Origin of the sequence: Pectinatus haikarae, from assembly GCF_015732185.1 — a bacterium.
GTDB lineage: Bacteria > Bacillota > Negativicutes > Selenomonadales > Selenomonadaceae > Pectinatus > Pectinatus haikarae.
This window is the reverse complement of record NZ_WIQM01000004.1, coordinates 123,731-142,882: the sequence shown is the minus strand read 5'-3', so window position 1 is coordinate 142,882 and position 19,152 is coordinate 123,731. Positions and strand designations below refer to the sequence as shown.

Below are 19,152 nucleotides of genomic sequence, written 5' to 3'. Positions count from 1 at the left end.
AATTCTATTTTATACTCAATCAAAAATGTTTTTTTGCAATTTCATGTATGGCCAAAGCATCTTTCAATATGTCTTCCAAATTATCAAGGCAAACCATATTGGGTCCATCAGAAAGAGCTTCCTGAGGGTTATCATGCACTTCCATAAATAAACCGTCTACGCCTGCGCCTACTGCAGCACGGGTCAAATATTCTACATATTCACGATTGCCTGAGGAACATGTGCCGCCGCCTCCCGGTAATTGCACACTGTGCGTAGCATCAAAAATAACCGGATAGCCGAAAGAGCGCATGATGGGAAATGACCGCATATCGACCACAAGGTTATTGTAACCAAAAGATGCGCCTCTTTCCGTAAGCATAATTTGCTCATTTCCTGCGCTCTTGATCTTATCGATTACATTCTTCATATCTTTTGGTGCCATAAACTGCCCTTTTTTCACATTGACAGTTTTTCCCGTTTTAGCTGCGGCATAAAGGAGATCCGTCTGACGGCAGAGAAAGGCAGGTATTTGAATTACATCCAAAACCTTTCCTGCCGGTCCTACCTGCTCTTCCGAATGTACATCACTGACAACAGGCACATTCAGCTCTTGCTTTATTCTTTTCAAAACTGCCAGACCTTCTTCCAATCCTGGCCCGCGAAAACCTTTATATGATGAACGATTTGCCTTGTCGAAAGATGCCTTGAATACATAAGGAATTCCCAGCTTGTATGCTATTTCCTTAGCGCGTCTGCCAATATATAAGCTTCTTTCATATCCTTCAAGCACGCATGGTCCAGCCAGCAAAACCAAGGGATTTTTCGGTCCAACCTCAAAATCCGCTATTTTAACGTTATTCATAATTATGCGCCCCTTCTCTTTTTCTGTAATATTCGTTTACCCTGACAAGATCTTCCGGTGTATCTACACCAATAAAACGTTTATTAGATGTTATAACCTTTATTTTATAACCATTTTCAATGGCTCTGAGCTGTTCAAGGGATTCTGTCTGTTCCAGCGGCGTAGGTTTCATTTGTGCATATCGCAGCAAAAAATCTTTTTTATAAGCATATATGCCTATATGCTTATAAACTGCCACAGACGTATTATTACGCGGATATGGAATCAGCGATCTGGAAAAATAGATTGCGTAATCATCCTTATCAGTAATTACTTTAACATTACCCGGTTCACTTTTTTCTTCTTCAAGCATAGGTGTTTTCACCGTTGCCATATTAAGATCTTCATTATCAATAAACAGTCTTCCCAGCCTGTCGATAATTTCCGGATCAATAAGCGGCTCATCGCCCTGTATATTTATAACCACGTCTGCATCCGGATAATGACCGGCCGCTTCTGCCAGCCGATCAGTACCTGTAGGATGATCGCTGCGTGTCATCACCGCTTTGCCTCCTGCTTCGACTACTGCTCTAAAAATACGCTCATCATCAACCGCTGCAATAAAATCGACTGGGACATTGGCTTTTACGGCCTGCTCGTACACCCGCACAATCAAGGGTTTGCCCGCAACGTCAGCCAAAGGTTTGCCCGGCAATCGCGTCGATGAAAAACGTGCCGGTATTATACAGATTATCTTCACTATATCCATTCTCCTTCACCAACAGAGATTTTTTCGTGCATAAAACAAAAATAATTTTTCCTCATGTGTGACCAGCTCTGGCATATACTGCAGGACTATTGAAAATCATTTATTTTTAAAGCCGGCAAATGTGCCTTTAGATATCCTTCAAATTCCTCAGAACCGTCTTTAAATTTTATTTCAATACTAATTATATAAATAGGTATACGATCTTCCTGGTTGATAATCTGCTTAGGAAATTTTACCGCGTCCTTATCAGTTATAATGATCGCTTCCGCATTGCGCGAAGCAGCCTGCTTCATAACGGCTGTTATTTCCTGTGCGGTATAATCATGATGGTCTGGAAAACGAATACTTTCTACTATTATCACACCTATACTTTGCAGAGTCTGTTCTAACGAAGCCGGATTACCTATAGCCGAAACGGCTATAATCTTACACCCAGCCATTTCTGTTGTTTTTCTCCCGATACTGCCTATATTATCCGACCAATCGCTTATTTCCACAAAACCTTTAGGATTATGTACACTTTCCACTACCAAGGCATGATTGTTGTTTTTGGTCAATGTTTTCCTTATATATTCACAAGAATGGGGCGCTGCCTGATCAACTTTCGTCAAGAGGCAAATATCGGCACGATTCAGATGTGAAAGAGATTCACGCAAAGTCCCCCGAGGCAGGACGTAGCCATTGCCAAAAATATTTATTGAATCAACCAGCAGAATATCTAGATTTCTTTTCAGCTGCCAATGTTGATAACCATCATCCAAAATTGCTATTTCTATACCAAAATGTTCAATTGCATACTGACCGGTAATTGATCTGTCAGCACCGATAAGCACCGGCACATCAGGCAGGTTTTTTGCGAGCAGAAAAGCTTCATCCCCAGCTTCAGCAGCTGTCATCAGCAGTTTTTTGCCATCGGAAACCACGCCCACGTCACCACGCCACTTAGCCCTATAGCCGCGATTTAGGATGGCTACCTTATATCCCATTCCTCTTATCTCTTTGGCCAGTCTCTGTGAAGTAGGCGTTTTTCCTGTTCCCCCAACAGTGATATTGCCAATGCTGATCACGTAGCAGTCAATTCTTTCCTGCCGCAAAATTTTACATTGATAAAGCCATAATTTAAAATTTACCAGCTGCTCATATATAAAAGAAAATATCCGCAAAACAGCGATCAATATGTGTCCGAAAAAGGTTTTCTTTCTTCTGCCATGCACTAATTCAAATAAATATGTCTGAAAATTTTCTATTGCCTCTGTCGACGGCACTGCCAATGTTTTAGGATTTTTACCAAGTTCATCCAGGACCTCTCGCAAAATGACAGCCGAACGCCGTGATGCCCCTTGATTTTCATGTATTATCTCCAGACTTGTCTCTTCCATACGATGACGAATCTCCGGCTGACGGAACAATTTAAGCATTTGTTCTGTCAGCATTTTTTCATCGTCTGCCGTAATGCAGGCATTACGATTTTTGAAAAGCATATAGGTATCCTTGAAATTGAACATATTCCTGCCGACAATTATTGCCTTGCCATGAGCTGCCGGTTCCAATATATTGTGCCCGCCATGCGGTATAATACTGCCGCCGACAAAAATAACATCACCTACACTGTATATTTTCCCAAGCTCACCTATCGTATCTAAAATAACAATATCATGCCCGCAAGCTGCCTTTTTGTTCAAATCTGTCCGAAAAGCTGTTTTAAACTTATATTGCTGGCATATCGCCTTGACATCATCCTTGCGGATTATTTTACGCGGCGCAATAATCAGTTTTACTTTGGGAAATTCCTCTTTCAGTTTACGGAATGCCCCCAATACATAAGCTTCCTCGCCTCTATGTGTACTGCCCGCGATTACTATTCCAGAGGCATCGGCTAACCCCATTGATTCAAGTATCTTCCTTTTCTCTTCCGCCGATACGTTAGTATAAGTCTGGTCAAATTTTGTATTTCCCGTAACTGCAACCAACTTAGGATCTGCACCAAGTCTTATTATATAAGATGCGTCTATTTCAGACTGCATAGCAAATTTATTGACCGTACCGATCATATCGCTGAGCAGACTGAACATATATTGATATCTTTTCACACTTTTATCACTGATTCTGCCGTTTACCATCATTACAGCAACATTGTAACGCCGTGCAGCCTTAAGCAGATTTGGCCAAAGTTCTGTTTCCACTGGTAAGAATATACGCGGACGTATTTTTTTTACTGTATTGGCCGCTAAAAAGGGCAGGTCGAGAGGAAAATATATTATACTGTCTGCATCTCCTATTATTCGATTAGCCATTGTATACCCTGAACAGGTAACCACTGATATCAAAATAGGAGTATCAGGAAATTCCTTGCGAAATTCCCTGATCAGCGGACTTGTGGCTACAATTTCACCGACAGAAGCTGCATGGACCCATATACAATCTTTTCCCGCTACTTTATCAAGCGCATGCTTCGGCAAAAATCCGAAACTTTGTTTCATGCGCTCCCCAAACCCCTTCTCCCTTATGAGGCGCACAAGAAAATACGGCATCAGTATAATTATGAGCACTACAACTACAATGTCATATAGTATCTGCATCAATCACACCTGCCTAGATTTTTTATCATTAAACTGTATATTATACAGATGGCCATACAGACCATTCTTCGCAAGCAGCTCACTATGCGTGCCTGATTCCACCATCTCGCCGTTTTCCATTACAATTATATTGTCAGCCTGCAGAATTGTCGACAGGCGATGCGCTATGACAAATGAAGTTCTGCCTATCATCAGTTTATCAAGAGCTTCCTGTACCAATTCTTCGCTTTCCGTATCAAGCGCTGACGTAGCTTCATCCAGTATCAATATACGCGGATTTTTCAAAATAGCCCGCGCTATGGCAATGCGCTGCCGCTGCCCGCCGGATAAAGTTATTCCTCGTTCACCAATTTTAGTATCATATCCATTTTCTAATTCCGAAATAAAATGATGGGCATTGGCAGCTTTTGCCGCAGCCACAACTTCTTCGTCTGAAGCTTCAAGCCGCCCATAACGTATGTTGTGCATCACGGTATCGCTGAACAGCATCGTTTCCTGCGGCACTATACCTATTTGTTCACGCAGTGAATTGATCTTCACATCACGCACATCCACATCATCAATACTGACTGTTCCCTCAGTTACATCATAGAAACGGGGAATCAAATTGACAATTGTCGTTTTCCCGGCTCCGCTGGGTCCGACGATAGCCACTACCTGTCCCGGTTCTGCCTTGATCGATAAATTACTCAACACCGGCCGTTCTGTATTATAAGAAAAACTGACATTCTTGAATTCTACTTTTCCTTCAACTTCAGGGAGAATCATTGCATTTTCTTTATCTTTTATTCTTTCTTCAGTATCGAGCACATTGAATACTCGTTCTGCGGCTGCCATAGCTTTCTGCACCGTTCCGAAGACCCGGCTTATACGTTTGACAGGATTTGCCAGATTAACCGCATACGTTAAAAATGCAACCAATGATCCTGCCGTAAGAGAGCCATGTACTACCTGATATCCGCCGAACCACAATATTAACGTCACTATGACCGCCGCAAGGAATTCCACAATAGGCGTCAGTAAAGACATAAGCTGCACGCCCTTCATGTTGGCTCTGAAATTAAGATAATTTTGCTTTTTGAATCGTTCTATTTCATAATCTTCACGGACAAAAGATTTTATAACACGTACAGCGGAAATTGTTTCCTGCAGCAAAGAGGTTATATCTGCTGTTCTTTCCTGCACAACAGCTCCGTTTGCCTTAAGTTTGCGGCCGAAAATCTTCATTGCCTGACCTATTAAGGGTACTACGATTATTGTCACAAACGCAAGTTTCCAATCAAGATAAAACATCATACAAACAGATCCGATAAAAATAGAAGATTCTGTGACAAGATCAATAAGGCTGTTGACTAAAGCCACCTGCAGCGCAGCCACATCATTTGTTATATAGCTCATAATTGTGCCCGTCTGTTGTTTCTCATAATAGGCAAGCTGGAACTCCTGGAATTTCTTATAGAGAATTTCCCTGATATCAATAATGACTTTTTCCGCAACATAAGAAACCAGATATGTCTGTCCATAATAAAATATACCGCGGAAAAAGAAAACTACAACAATTCCTGCGCCCAGCAGATTGAGCGTCATCATATCCTTCTGCGCCAGTACTTTATCAATAAGATCCTTTATAATCCAGGGGACATAAAGATTCGCCGCGGCTGCTAAAATAATGCAAACAACCGCCATTCCCAGACGCGGGATATAAGGTTTTATAAATTGTAAAAGTCGCTTATAATTATTCATTCGTTATTCTTTGTTCCTGTTCGTTCGATTTTATGTCACTTACTCATTCTGGCAGACTGAACCAGCTGAACTGAATTTATCTGCCGTTTCTATTATTAATCCGGCTGTGCGGTCCGCTACACCCGGTATGCCCAGCTTTCTTTTTATGCTCTTCAAGACCGCTTCATTCTTTTCTCTGCCATTTTGCATAATGGAATCCGCGGCAATAACAATATTCTCCGGAGTGACATTATCTTGTAAAAGCTCCGGTATAATCTTTTTTTGCGCCAGAATATTAGGAAGACTGAAAAATTCTACATCAACAAATAATTTTGCTATGCAATATGTCAGCTTCGACATGCGGTACAAAACGACCGAAGGAAGCCCCATCATAGCCGCTTCCAAAACTACCGTTCCTGACGTAGCGAAAGCGACATCACAATTCCCCATCAGATCATAAAGCCTGTCCCTATGGAATTTCAAAATCAATCCGTATTTTCCTGCCATATCACGCAAATGTTCTTCATCAATCCCCTGCGCCACAGCTATATGGAATTCAGTCTCACTATGCTTTTCCTTAAATAAACATGCTGCTTGCAGCATCACAGGCAGTATCATTTCTATTTCCTGTTTACGGCTTCCCGGCAAAAGCAGAATATGTATTTTTTTACTGTCCAGTGAGAAGTATTCATAAGCTTCACTGCTGTTCATAGCAGCTTTCACTGTGTCGAGAAGCGGATTGCCAACAAATTGAATGTCGGCTCCTGCCGCCTCATAAGCATCTGTTTCAAAAGGAAAAATTGCAGCGATCTTATTGGCAATTTTTGCCACATTTTTTGCTCTTCCCTTTCGCCATGCCCATGCGGACGGCGGAATATAGGAAAACACAGGAATATTGAGTTTCCTTGCTGCTGGTGCCAGACGCCAGTTAAAATCGGGATAATCGATCAGAACAAGTATATCCGGTTTTTCGGTCTTCATAAAACGTATCATTTTAGAACGGAGTTTAAGCAATCTGCCCACATTGAGCAAAACCTCATAAAACCCCATGACGCTGTACTGCGCCATGTCGGCAACAAGATCCACACCTTCCCTGCGCATCATAGCTCCACCAAGACCAAACATTTTTATGCCGGGTTCCATTTTTTTCAATGCAGCCGCCAAATTAGCACCATGCATATCGCCCGATACTTCTCCGGCAGAAAACATTATTTTATGCATCATATCTCCAACCAAATAAATTCGTTATGGGCAAAACAACGAGCAGAAAAAGACGCGAGGATAATTCATTTTGAAAATCCGCCGCGTCTATTTTATCAGATCGCCACTACCACTATACCATTGTCATTCGCGACAGACAAGAATTTTTCTCTGTCTACAATTATTGTTTTTCCTGACTCAACCGCCAATACCTTGGCATCGGATGCAATCATAGATTCAATTGTCCTTATACCAACTGTCGGTACATCAAAACGGTCATCCTGCTGTGGTTTAGCAGTTTTCACCACTACTGCACCGCCTCCGGCAAGTGTTCCTCCGCGCAAAATGCATGCATCAGTTCCTTCTATGGCTTCAAGAGCCATAATTGCCCTATCTTTAATTACGACTGTCTGCCCTATATCAAGCTCTCCTAATTTTTTTGCTGTTAAAAAACCAAACTTGATATCATCACTTTCACTTTCTGTGGGCTTACATGCCGACAGTATACCTGCTTTGGGCATAAGCAGTTTCAGCAATGCAGTTTGGTCAACCGTTTCGATTCCTTCAGCTGCGAGCTCTCGTACAAATGCCAGCATCAAAGTATCGTCGTTTCGATCTTTAAGCGACATAATCAATTTCATCATTCTATCATCTATCTGCTCATGCTGCCCATTAAACAGCAATTTTTTTGTTACCTTTCCCAGCATTGTAACCTTATTTATATTATTATCTTTAAAAAATTTTATAATTTCATCTAACTTTGCTACATTAATCCTAACAAAACATTCCGAAGCCTTCTCCAAAGCTTCGTCTGAAGATGCCAATAAGCCTACAGCAAAAACCTTCATTCCTGCACTTTTGGCAGCAGACGCAAATTCTACCGGCAGTCTGCCCTCACCGGCCAATAAGCCTACAGCTTCCATACAAATCCCCTTTTATTCCACATTATCCCTACGCGTGCGACATATGCCGCGTTCTGCATTACGCAGAAATCGCAGCAAGTGCTCTATTTCTTCACATGATTCAACATCCTGCTCAATAACTTCTATTGCCTGTGAAAGACTAAGACTGGATCTATACAATATTTTGTAAGCTTTTTTTATATTTCGTCTGGCATCTATAGAAACACCTGCCCTGGACATGCCTACATTGTTAAGTCCGCTGACTTTAGCCGGATGCCCGTCAACGATAGTGTAGGGTACAACATCCTGGACTAGTTTAGAAGCCCCGCCGATCATCGCATTGCGCCCAATACGAACGAATTGGTGAACGCCTGTTATCCCGCCGATAACAACTCTGTCTTCAACCACAACATGCCCTGCAATCATCGCCGAATTAGACATAATTACATGATTGCCGACAATGCAGTTATGCGCCACATGCGTGTAAGCCATGAGGAGACAATCATCACCTATACGGGTCTCGCTTTCAGCTCCACAGCCGCGATGAATAGTGGCACATTCTCTTATAGTAGTTCTATCCCCTATAAAAACATAAGATTTTTCACTTTTAAATTTCAAATCCTGTGGATCAGATCCAATTACTGCTCCCGGATAGATAACACAATTCTCACCTATCCCTGTCCAACCTGTCACTATCGCATGCGGCATTATTTTTGTACCGTTGCCAATTTCAACATTTTCATCAATTACTGCATATGGCCCTATTTGAACGTTCTTACCAATCTTCGCATGGGGATGTATAACAGCGGTTGGATGTATATATGCAATTACTTTATTTTCTGCATTCATAATCCCACTCCTCACCAACGTCGGAACTTTATCCAACATCTTTTATATGGATAAAATCCATACGAGGAAAATTATTCCACCCTTCATATTTCTTTAAAAACAACTATTTTCAGAAAAATTTCATACATTTTTGGCATATTCCTATTGATCATAACTATTTTTCGGCATCATTTACTTTTTTTAGAGCAAATGTAAAATCTCCCTGAGCTACAAGTTTATCATCGACAAAAGCTTCTGCATGGAGTTTGCCAAATTCTCCCCGCACTTTCATTAAGCTGGCTTTCATTACTAATTGATCACCGGGAACAACGGGAACTTTAAATTTCACATTTTCCATTCCACCAAAAAATGCCAGTTTTCCACGATTTTCTTCCGGATATAGCATGGCAAACCCACCCACCTGTGCCATAGCCTCCAAAATAAGAACGCCTGGCATTATCGGATGATTAGGAAAATGTCCGCGAAAATGTGCCTCTCCTATCGTTACATTTTTTATTCCTATTGCACTTTTAAAGGGAACAACTTCCAGGATACGGTCAATAAGCAAAAACGGCGGACGATGCGGCAATACTTTTTGAATTTCATTTATATCGATCATTCTTATTCCTCCAATTTTTAAACTATTGGCAATTTCTTCTTATTATCTTTGCCAATTCGGTATTAAGTTGATGTCCTGATTTTACGGCAATAAAATGCCCCTTTACAACTCCGCCGCTCAGTCTGATATCACCTATTATATCAAGTATTTTATGACGGACTAACTCGTCTATAAAACGCAGTTTATTTATCCATCCTTTATCATTATAAACAATTACATTATCTAACGTTCCGCCCAAACCTAATCCCATCTTTTTGAGCTGCTCAATTTCTTTTTCGTAAGCAATAGTGCGTGCAGGAGCTATTTCTTCTGCATAAGTCGATTCATCAACTATAAAGTCAGCATATTGTATGCCTATTAAAGGATGTTCATTCAATGATGTAAAACTTATTCTCAATCCATCATAAGGAACAGCTATGACAAATCTCTCTCCGTCATCTATGCGGTAAACTTTATCTATAATCACCGGCCTGCGCTGCCTGTCCTGTATTTTTCTGCCTGCCTTCTGCAGTGCGGCAAAAAAATAAGCAGAACAGCCATCCTCAACAGGCGGCTCCTCTCCATCTATCTCTATGTAACAATTATCAATAGCATATATATGTAGGGCTGAAAGAAGGTGCTCAATGGTAAAAATCCGCACATCACCATTGCTGATAGTTGTGGCCCGAACGGTTGTCGTTACATGTTCCGCAACGGCTTCTATCTGCGGCATTCCCGGCATATCAGTTCTCACAAAAACAATGCCGGTATCCACTGGGGCCGGCAATATCTTCATTATGACACCTTTTCCTGAATGAAGCCCCATTCCGTCACATATGACTTGCCGAGCCACTGTTGTCTGATAACACATTAAAAATCCTCCCGCTAGATATTATTATATTTTACAGGACTTCTGCTTTTCCTGCAAGTCCTTTTGCGGTACGACGCAGCCGCCGTATTATTACCTGCATTACGGCACTGTATATGTAATTCCCCAAAATGGCTCTTTATCACGCCATCCCGCTGTTATTTGCAATCCGCGCGCCGTTGCCATACGAAGACCATATGATGTTTTTTTATCGATATGTTCTATCATTAATGACATATCCGGAAAGGATCCTCCTTTTGAAAGCGGAATCAGTCTTGTTTCTACCCCTACAAAACCATCTTTATAATAGTTGGTGCCGACTCCCGCCGTAAGTCTCAGCCCAAAAGGCACTGCCTTGCTAGCCGAAATATAGACAGATCTTTTATCATTGTTTGCCATATCATATACACCCAAGGCTATACCGGGATTAAGAATTTTTTCCTGCCGGATATTAACCTTGGCATTTAAGGTTTTTAAGGTATGTTCTTTATCTTCATTGCGCAATGAACCGCTTATTTCTATATTTTTCGTTAAAGGAAGAGCAAAAACTTCATAATTCTTTTTATCAAGACTATAATACCCCACTTCCATTTGATCAGTCCTTACTATATCAGAAGTAGGAATATCAATCAGACCAGTCGATCCATATGTGGTTGGAGCCATTTCAGCACATGGTAGTTTAAACAGAATCACAGCAGCAAGAATAGCCGACATATATATGTTGCGCAGCATGGTATAATCCTTTCAAGTTGTTCTTATATTATCTATTATAATATAACTAACCAAAAAAAACGGCTGGCGCCGTTTTTTAATACAAAATTTTTATTTAACGATTATATTATGCCACGTATTCAGATTGACGTATATACTCTTTCCAAAAACAGCATACTTTTGTCAAAACTACTTTACATGAAACTTCATCAATTATCATTCCCTGAATCACGCTGCATCTTTTTCATTTTTTTCAGCAACTCCGGCAAATGCGATGAAGCAGCTGTGATCCTCAGCCATTCCTGATGGGGCCTGGCCGGAAAACCTGCGTAAAAAACACCTTCAGGTGTATCATTTATAACACCGGACCGTGCTGCGAATATCGAATCGGCACCAATATTAATATGTCCTACTATACCCGCTTGTCCACCAAAGGTCACATTTCTTCCCACCTTTGTGGAACCGGATATACCTGTTTGAGCAACAATCAAAGTATTTTCGCCGATGTCGCAGCTATGCCCAATATGTACAAGATTATCAATTTTTGTTCCCCTGCGAATATAAGTAGACCCCATTGCAGCACGATCTACTGCCGCATGTGCTCCTATTTCAACATCATCTTCTATAACTACGTTTCCCACCTGAGGAACTTTTATATGTTTACCGTTTTTAGTGACAAAACCGAAACCGTCAGAACCGACTACGGCTGAACTGTGAATTATCACATTTTCACCGACTTCGCAAAATTCGCGCACTGTAACGCTTGAATACAACATGCTGCCCTTGCCAATTCTTGCGTATTGTCCAACATAAACATGTGGGTATAATATCACATTATCGCCGACAACTGCATTATCATCAACAACTGCAAATGGCATAATGGCCACATTTTTGCCGATTACAACGTTATTACCTATCGAGGCTTTATCACTTATTTTGCGTTTTATTGCCAACGGTGGAGTAAAAAGCTTTACGAGCTTTATAAATACTTCCCGGGGATTATCCACAAAAATAGCCGGCAGAGAAAAATTATCTACGGTATTAGGAATAATTACGGCAGATGCACCGCATTTTTCAGCCTCTTCAATATGCCCATCAACAGCAAATGTGATATCTCCTTGAGCTGCTGCCGCAATGCCCGCAACTCCCCTGATCATAATTGTCGCCTCACCGGCCAGTCGTCCGTCAATGATTTGAGCCAGCTCACCTAATGTTTTTTCCATAGCTGAATACTCCTCACTGCAACTTTTGAATAACTTCATCTGTTACATCAATACCACCCTGTACAACGACTCCATCCACACTGGCCGCATTTTCTTCCGGGGCTGTCGGATCAATACCGGCTGATGATTTAATAGTTACCGCAGACAATCCTTTTTCCTTGGAAATCTGTTCCAAAATTTTATCTATAAGCGCTTGTCTCTGAGCATTGTATTTCTGCTGCACTCCATAAACTTTGCGTTGAAGATCCTGTACTGCCTTTGTATAATCCTCCTTAGACATGCTGTCTTGTTTTTTAGACAAGTCTTCCATCTGTTCAGTAAAAGGTTTATACTCTTTCTCAAAATTGTCGTTCAATACTTTCAGCTGAGGACTTTCCGCAGCAACTCGACTTATATCTATATAACCTATTTTAGCTTTATTGGAACACCCTCCCAATAATACACTAATTCCTATAATCAACAGCGATACCATCAAAATATATTTCATTTTTTGATTCAAAATCTTATTCCTCCCTGCCTGTTTAACCGGCATTCTGCATTTGTTTTAGGACATCGTCTGTAATATCCAGCACAGACGATGTTGTCACTATTTGGTCACTGAAAAGACTGTCCCATCCATCCTTTGTCAAAAATGTATCATTTGATATTTGCTGTTGATCGGCATAAATGATATCCAAATGATACATAACAGCAAATTTCGATGCTTTCGCAGCAATATCATTGATCATAATTTCTCTCAATGCATTTATCTCACTATTCTTATTATCAAATGCTTTTAATAAGGCTAAATATGTTTTTCTGCGATCGGTCATTTCATCATTCTGCCTTTTTATCATCTCTTCTCTCGCATTTTCGAAAGCTGCTTTTTGCGAATCGGCTTTAGCCAGATTATCAGCATCTCTTTCTGTCAAGGTACCTTTAAAATGATTAAGACGATCGCTGTAATATTTTCCCAGTTCCTTTTGAATATAACTTTCATATTTTTCTGAGACAGCCCGAACCTTTGCAGAACGTTCTTTTTTCAGCCTCATAATTTCCTTCTGAAGATTATCTATTTCATCGGGAGTAAGTCGCAAATTTTCCGCATTATCCAGTTTTAAGGAACAATTGAAGATTGCATTTTCATATTTATCATTTTCCGTTTTCATCTCTGCCGATTTTGGGTCAGCTACCTGCGCACGCAAACTTTTTTCCCTTGCCACCAGTTCATCCTGCAGTTTCCTATCAACAATACGTATGCCCATATCATCTTTCTGTTGTGCAAGATTAGAAAAAGCCTCTGCTGTTTCATTGTCTGATTTCTCTTGCGGAATATTTCCGGGCTGCTTACTTATTTCTGCGGCAATAGCTGTCCTTTCATCGTAAAGTTTGCGCAAATCATTGTAACGGGGATGCAGTTTAATAACTTCACTAAGTCTTATTACTCCAGCACTGTAATTTGAAGAGGGCTTGTCAGCAATCGGCCTTGAAAAATACTTTACAGCAAAAAAAGCCGATATCAGGACAGCAATAAGTACAACTGCGCCGACAGCAGCGTTTCTGCCTCTTTTTGACGGCCGCTTATCCATAAAACATCCCACCTCCCCAAAGCATGGCTAAGATTCCTGCAACAGCAGCGATTTTCAATAAAATTACTGTTGTTTTTTCATCTTGCTCATAACATCCTGTGTTATATCCTGTCCGCCGTAAATGACACTATTTTTATCCAGTACAACAGCTAATCCCTTTGCATCTGCAATTGACTGCACGTTAGCCTTTACTGTTTCTACAATCGGGTCCAGCAATTCTTTCTGCTTTTTAAGCATATCTTCTCTCACCGTATTGGCATAGTCACTTTTTTCCTGATCACTCATATTTGCCGTTTTGCTGTTGAAATCATCTTCTGCCTTTTTTTGTTCATCCTGCATCTGCTGGCGTGCTTGTGCTAACTGTGGTGAACTTGAGACAAGCTGACGGTAATCGACAACCCCTACATTAGAGGAAGATGCTGCCGAAGCCATTCCCGTGTCATATTGCGATATACCAATAGCCACAATACTAAGTACAAATACTGCAGCAATAACAAAGCTTATAATTTTTATCTGTTTCTTCTCAAAATTGATCATCAAACTATTCTCCCTTTATTTAAGCATATTATATATCCTTTAGAACAGAATCATTATAGCAAACAAAGCTTTTTTATTCAAGCAGACAGTCAAAAATGCCCTATCAATCTCAGCCACTTGTCTTCTTTATGATCGGACTGCTGCCAGACATATTCCAGGCTGACAAAGTCATGTACATTATATCTTACTGCACCCTCCCAAAAATCCTGTGACGGAGCATAGTCAAACCGAGCCGACCATTTTCTGTTGAATATTCGTTGCGTATCAATGCTCCAATAATTATTATCAAAAAAGTACCGCCCGCCGACACGCCATCTGTTGTCAAAATGATAATAGTATCCTGCGGCCCAGTCCAAATCAGCTTCCTGTGGTTTAAAAAAGATCTGGGTAAAAAATTCATTTTTAGGCGTTATAAAACTGCCGGCATGAAGTTTATAGGTCATGCTTTCACCGTTATTGGCACGCCCAAAGTCAGCCCATCCCTCAATATTTATATTATATTTCGCCGTATCAGAATAACTATTTATCATAGTTTGCTCATCCGGTCTTATTTCCACTTGTGTATGTATAGCCAGCAGTGAAAATGACGTTCTGCGATCTAAAGCTTCACCCAGCCTTTTCGCAAAATAATCTTTATGCCTGTTTACAAAAGCTACCGGAACACCTAAAAGTATATTGGTCTGTGTCTGAAAAAAACTTCTTTCCTGCAGCAGATAAAGATTGGGAACTGTATCTGATCTCATCGCCAGGTCAATATTTCGTACTACCGGCATCCGCGGATAAATAGTTACTGTTACACCTGTAACTTCCCCAGTTCTCATCTCAAAATCTGCCCTGAATTCAGGCAGCCTCTTTTCCATAAAATCATTTAAACTATGTTTTAAAACGCCATTGCTCCAATCGACCGCATCTACAGGAAGCCCGCATAAGTTTTCCGAAAACAGCTCATGCAGTCCTTGTATATCATTCAGCGCCAGAGCAGCGATTTCCGGTGAGACACCGTCCGTTGCCACCTGTACATCGACATCCTTAATAGTGTCATTCCACGGCAGCAGACTGACTTTTACGTTCACAGTTTCATTCACAGATGATATAAAAACATCACTAACAGTATAACCTATAAGTATTTTATCAAATACATCTTTTATTATTGTTTGATATTGCACTTTCCCTGTATCGATTTCATCCATGCTTCTGCCATCCATTAGCTGACCTGCAATCACTGAAACACTGGCCTGCATCCTATTTTTAATCATTGTTGGCAGCGGGCCGGCCGACACGACATCAACAGCAATATTATCATCATTTGCTATTGCTGCATTGGCAGCGTGAAATCCGAATAAAAATACACATACCGGCAAAAGCACAAATATTCTTCTAAATTTCATAATACTGCCTTTTAAACCTTTTTAAAACGTTCCGCCCACAGAGAAATTTGTTCTTCCTCCATCTTCACCTATACCATAGTCAAGGCGAAGAGGACCAACAGGTGTTTCGATTTGAATGCCGATGCCGTAACTATGATGAAGGCTGAAAGAATCTTCTATAGACTGCCATTGCCAATTCTTTCCGCTCCATGCGTCGCCCATATCAAAAAAAAGTGCTCCCTGTACTTTTGTCACTACCGGAAATCTATATTCGACAGAGCCGGAAATCATGTTATTCCCCTTGAACTGATCATCTTTGTACCCGCGCAGAGAACCTTGTCCGCCAATCTGAAACTGTCCGGCTTCAGGCAGATCATTATCCGAATATCCACCGTCAAGACGCAGCGCTAAAACATGTGAATGCCCCAAGTTATAGAATCGCTGGCTGTTAAACATATACTTGTTATAATTGAAATCGCCGCCCATACCGGCAAATTCCGCAGCTATACTGTAGGTACTGCCCTGTGTCGGATTGTAAACATTGTCTCTGGTGTCAAGTGAATGAGTAAGGATTATGCTGCGTGTAGTACCAAAATTGCTGTCCAGCCATGCAGTTTCATTACTTCGATCATAATCACCTTCCTCATGACCTTTATATTCATCCTGCCTGTTCTTTAACGTTATAAAATTCGTTGTATATTCATTTACCGGGCGGCCAAAAGTTATTTCCCCGCCTTTGTAATTGCGGTTATAGCCTTCTATCTCATGTCCGTCCGTATTATAATCATAATATTCATAGGTCCGATCATATAAGCGCAGTGTCATTGATGTTTCTTTCGAATCAAGCCAAGGATGACGATAACTAAAAGAAATACCATGATCATCATCATCATTACCGCCAAATTCATAGGTCAGTTTTGCCGCATCGCCTGTCCCCCGAAAATTACTGTCGCTCAAACTGATCATCCCTATTACACCATCACTGTTGCTATAGCCTGCACCTACACCAAAGGAACCCGTCCGTTTTTCTACAACTGTAGTTTCTATTATAACGCCATTGGGGTTTTTACCGGGCAGCAATTTCATATTCACATCTTCAAAAAAGCCCAAATTATAGATACGCTGCATGCTGCGTTTTGCAAGTTTTGCATTAAATGTGTCCCCCGGTTTCATACGCATTTCTCGCGTTATGACTTTTTCCTTTGTCTTATCATTGCCCTTTACAGAATATCCCTCAAGCACACCTTCATTAAATTTCAGATTCAATACGCCATCTTCATTTATTGACATGTCATCGATCTTCGCAAGAATATATCCTTCTTTTCTATATGCTGCTTCTATATTGGCTATATCATCGCTCAGCGTTTTGCTGTTTAAAAGCTCCCCTTCTTTCACAGTCAGCATAGATCTTATTTTATCCTCGGGAAGTTCTTTGTTGCCGGATATGTTCACTTTATGAAGAACGGGATTTTCCATAACGTGGTATGTTATTTTTACTCCTTCAGGCACTACTTCATATGTAGGAAAATTATCATAAAATAATCCCGTTTCATAAATAGCCTGACGATCTGCTTCTACATTGCTGCCCTTAAAGGTATCGCCCGCTTTTATTTTCACAACATTTGATACAGTTGATGCCGGTAATGTTTCCAAACCTGTTACATCAACACTGACCACAATTTGCCCGTCATATTGATTTTCTGTTTTTGTCAGATCGTCTTCGGAAGGACGCTGCTGCTTCCAAATATCAATAGGTTTTATTTTATTACTGCTTTCCGCTCCAGACGGCGCCTCAGAATGAAGCGTTTCTTCATCTGCTGTCGGAGAAGCTCCAGTATCCTGACTTGTTTCTGCTCTATCAGTTACTGCCAATTGCTGTCCGCTCGTCGTACCTTCATCAGCGGTTGTATAGACTTCACCATCATCCTGCGCATATACAACAGGTGCTTTTACAAAAGCAAAATTAGTAACGGCTACTGCCAAAGCACAGGCTAACAAACGACCCTTTTTTCTATTCAAATAAATTACCTCCTGAATTTTTTAAATTTTTATTATTCCTGCAAAGTACTCTTTGCTGTGTGCATCAATTGCTGCATTTTTTTAGAAGGTGCCTGTATTGCCTTCTCTGTATCCTCTTTTTTAGGAACTATTTCTTCATGATCTTTTTTTACGGCAGATTCTTTTATTTCTTTTTCTGCGGCAGGCTGCTGCACAATAGGGCTAATAGCAGCGGGCTCATTACCTGCTATTTCTTTTATAGATTCTGGCGGAGGTGTCTGTACTGCAGTTACAGTGTTCTCCTCCTGTTTTTCTGCTGCAACGACAATAGGCGGCACAGGTTTTACCGCAGCAGCTCTATCTTGTACTACAGTCAGCTGATAACTGCCTGCAGCCAAAAGTAAAACACCTGCAGATAAAGGTATTATATATTTTCGCCAAAACGGTTTAGCAAACTCCGTCATTTTTTCTCTGGCGCGTTTTATTTCCGCTTCTGCCAGCATAATATGCAAATCGCCGCGTATATTATTCTTATTTTCCAAGGAATTTTCCGCTTTTCCCAACCATTTTCTGGCTGCAGTGACATGGTCCTTCATCACATTGTCAACTTTTGCCATAAAGCTGTCCCTCCTATCCATGCTATTATTAAAATCCATTTCCAGAAAATTTTTCCGCATGTCATTTTAGATTAAATTCGCTTCTATTCAGGCTTATTCCTTTTTTAAACAGCTTTTATAACAACAAACGACGTATTGCTTACATATTGCTCACCTATTTAATTTTATATGATATTTATTCAATTCCAATGCTGCATAAATTTGGCCATCATTCCGCGCAAACGGCGCACTGCTGTTTTCTGCAGGCGATAAACATGAGATAAACTTACCTGCATTGTATCAGCCAATTCTTGTGGTGCCTTATCTTTCAAATAAACGCCATCAAGAACCGTCCTTTCTTTAGGCGGCAGACGAAGCATTACTTCCTGTATACGTCCTGTCAAAAAATTTTTTTCGGCTTGATCTTGTACATCTGCTGTAATATCTGCTATCGCTACCATATCATCCCAAAAATCATGCAGGCTGCAGCATTTATTATCTCCGGCGTATTCTCTGCCCATATAATTCAGTACACGCCCCTTTATCCGATGAACAGCATATAATGAAAATGCAACCTTTTTCTCCGGATCATATCGTTCTACAGCTTCGATAAGTCCCACTGTACCTTCCTGAATCAAATCCATTGCCGACTCCATTTTCCAAAAGGGTCGTACACATTTAAATACGAGGGGCTGATAGGCTTCTATGATTTTGCATCGGGACTGCTCGTCATTTTCCTGCTTATATGCGTTCCATAAAATTTTCTCCTCTTCCTGCGTAAGCAATTTTACTTTTTTTATTTCAGCCATATAATCATTTATATCCATAATCAACCACCTCCTGCCATGATGTAATTTTTAGCT

General features: G+C 40.7%; 18 protein-coding genes. All 18 read right to left on the bottom strand.

Annotation, left to right across the window (positions count from 1 at the left end; genetic code table 11):
* Positions 1-19 precede the first annotated feature (19 nt).
* The 18 genes from kdsA to I6758_RS01750 all read right to left on the bottom strand — a co-directional run bounded on the left by kdsA (position 20) and on the right by I6758_RS01750 (position 19,116).
* On the bottom strand, positions 20-844 hold the full coding sequence (kdsA, locus tag I6758_RS01835; protein WP_196603516.1) for a 3-deoxy-8-phosphooctulonate synthase: 825 nt from the start codon (positions 842-844) through the stop codon (positions 20-22).
* A complete protein-coding gene (gene kdsB, locus I6758_RS01830; protein ID WP_196603515.1) occupies positions 837-1,583 on the bottom strand; it encodes a 3-deoxy-manno-octulosonate cytidylyltransferase in 747 nt (248 codons plus the stop codon). Before kdsB ends, kdsA begins: the two co-directional genes overlap by 8 nt.
* A gap of 95 nt (positions 1,584-1,678) precedes the next feature.
* On the bottom strand, positions 1,679-4,171 hold the full coding sequence (gene lpxK / locus I6758_RS01825) for a tetraacyldisaccharide 4'-kinase (protein ID WP_196603514.1): 2,493 nt from the start codon (positions 4,169-4,171) through the stop codon (positions 1,679-1,681).
* A 3-nt stretch (positions 4,172-4,174) separates the two neighbouring features.
* Positions 4,175-5,914 carry an ABC transporter ATP-binding protein gene (locus I6758_RS01820; protein ID WP_196603513.1) on the bottom strand — a complete coding sequence of 580 codons (1,740 nt, stop codon included), beginning with the start codon at positions 5,912-5,914 and terminating at the stop codon, positions 4,175-4,177.
* 39 nt (positions 5,915-5,953) lie between these two features.
* The gene (gene lpxB, locus I6758_RS01815) at positions 5,954-7,114 is read right to left on the bottom strand and encodes a lipid-A-disaccharide synthase (protein ID WP_196603512.1); all 1,161 of its coding nucleotides are present in this window, start codon (positions 7,112-7,114) and stop codon (positions 5,954-5,956) included.
* A 95-nt stretch (positions 7,115-7,209) separates the two neighbouring features.
* Complete coding sequence (locus I6758_RS01810) at positions 7,210-8,016, bottom strand: LpxI family protein (protein ID WP_196603511.1); 807 nt, start codon at positions 8,014-8,016, stop codon at positions 7,210-7,212.
* 12 nt (positions 8,017-8,028) lie between these two features.
* Positions 8,029-8,844 (bottom strand): acyl-ACP--UDP-N-acetylglucosamine O-acyltransferase, encoded by an 816-nt coding sequence (lpxA, locus tag I6758_RS01805; protein WP_196603510.1) that lies wholly within the window; start codon positions 8,842-8,844, stop codon positions 8,029-8,031.
* Between the two features lie 154 nt (positions 8,845-8,998).
* The gene (gene fabZ, locus I6758_RS01800; protein WP_196603509.1) at positions 8,999-9,442 is read right to left on the bottom strand and encodes a 3-hydroxyacyl-ACP dehydratase FabZ; all 444 of its coding nucleotides are present in this window, start codon (positions 9,440-9,442) and stop codon (positions 8,999-9,001) included.
* Positions 9,443-9,464: 22 nt separating this feature from the next.
* Positions 9,465-10,292, bottom strand: a complete 828-nt coding sequence (lpxC, locus tag I6758_RS01795; RefSeq protein ID WP_196603508.1) for a UDP-3-O-acyl-N-acetylglucosamine deacetylase — start codon at positions 10,290-10,292, stop codon at positions 9,465-9,467.
* A 99-nt stretch (positions 10,293-10,391) separates the two neighbouring features.
* Positions 10,392-11,021: a YjbH domain-containing protein gene (locus tag I6758_RS01790; protein ID WP_196603507.1), complete on the bottom strand. Its 630-nt coding sequence runs from the start codon at positions 11,019-11,021 to the stop codon at positions 10,392-10,394.
* A 188-nt stretch (positions 11,022-11,209) separates the two neighbouring features.
* Positions 11,210-12,223 carry a UDP-3-O-(3-hydroxymyristoyl)glucosamine N-acyltransferase gene (gene lpxD, locus I6758_RS01785; RefSeq protein ID WP_196603506.1) on the bottom strand — a complete coding sequence of 338 codons (1,014 nt, stop codon included), beginning with the start codon at positions 12,221-12,223 and terminating at the stop codon, positions 11,210-11,212.
* A 13-nt stretch (positions 12,224-12,236) separates the two neighbouring features.
* On the bottom strand, positions 12,237-12,722 hold the full coding sequence (locus tag I6758_RS01780; RefSeq protein WP_196603505.1) for an OmpH family outer membrane protein: 486 nt from the start codon (positions 12,720-12,722) through the stop codon (positions 12,237-12,239).
* Positions 12,723-12,744: 22 nt separating this feature from the next.
* The gene (locus I6758_RS01775) at positions 12,745-13,791 is read right to left on the bottom strand and encodes a hypothetical protein (protein WP_196603504.1); all 1,047 of its coding nucleotides are present in this window, start codon (positions 13,789-13,791) and stop codon (positions 12,745-12,747) included.
* 63 nt (positions 13,792-13,854) lie between these two features.
* On the bottom strand, positions 13,855-14,328 hold the full coding sequence (locus I6758_RS01770; RefSeq protein ID WP_196603503.1) for an OmpH family outer membrane protein: 474 nt from the start codon (positions 14,326-14,328) through the stop codon (positions 13,855-13,857).
* A gap of 89 nt (positions 14,329-14,417) precedes the next feature.
* Complete coding sequence (locus I6758_RS01765; RefSeq protein WP_196603502.1) at positions 14,418-15,716, bottom strand: hypothetical protein; 1,299 nt, start codon at positions 15,714-15,716, stop codon at positions 14,418-14,420.
* A gap of 21 nt (positions 15,717-15,737) precedes the next feature.
* On the bottom strand, positions 15,738-17,714 hold the full coding sequence (locus I6758_RS01760; protein ID WP_196603501.1) for a BamA/OMP85 family outer membrane protein: 1,977 nt from the start codon (positions 17,712-17,714) through the stop codon (positions 15,738-15,740).
* A gap of 32 nt (positions 17,715-17,746) precedes the next feature.
* Positions 17,747-18,310, bottom strand: coding sequence for a hypothetical protein (locus tag I6758_RS01755; protein WP_196603500.1), 564 nt, complete (start codon positions 18,308-18,310; stop codon positions 17,747-17,749).
* Between the two features lie 179 nt (positions 18,311-18,489).
* Positions 18,490-19,116, bottom strand: coding sequence for a sigma-70 family RNA polymerase sigma factor (locus I6758_RS01750; RefSeq protein ID WP_196603499.1), 627 nt, complete (start codon positions 19,114-19,116; stop codon positions 18,490-18,492).
* Positions 19,117-19,152 lie beyond the last annotated feature (36 nt).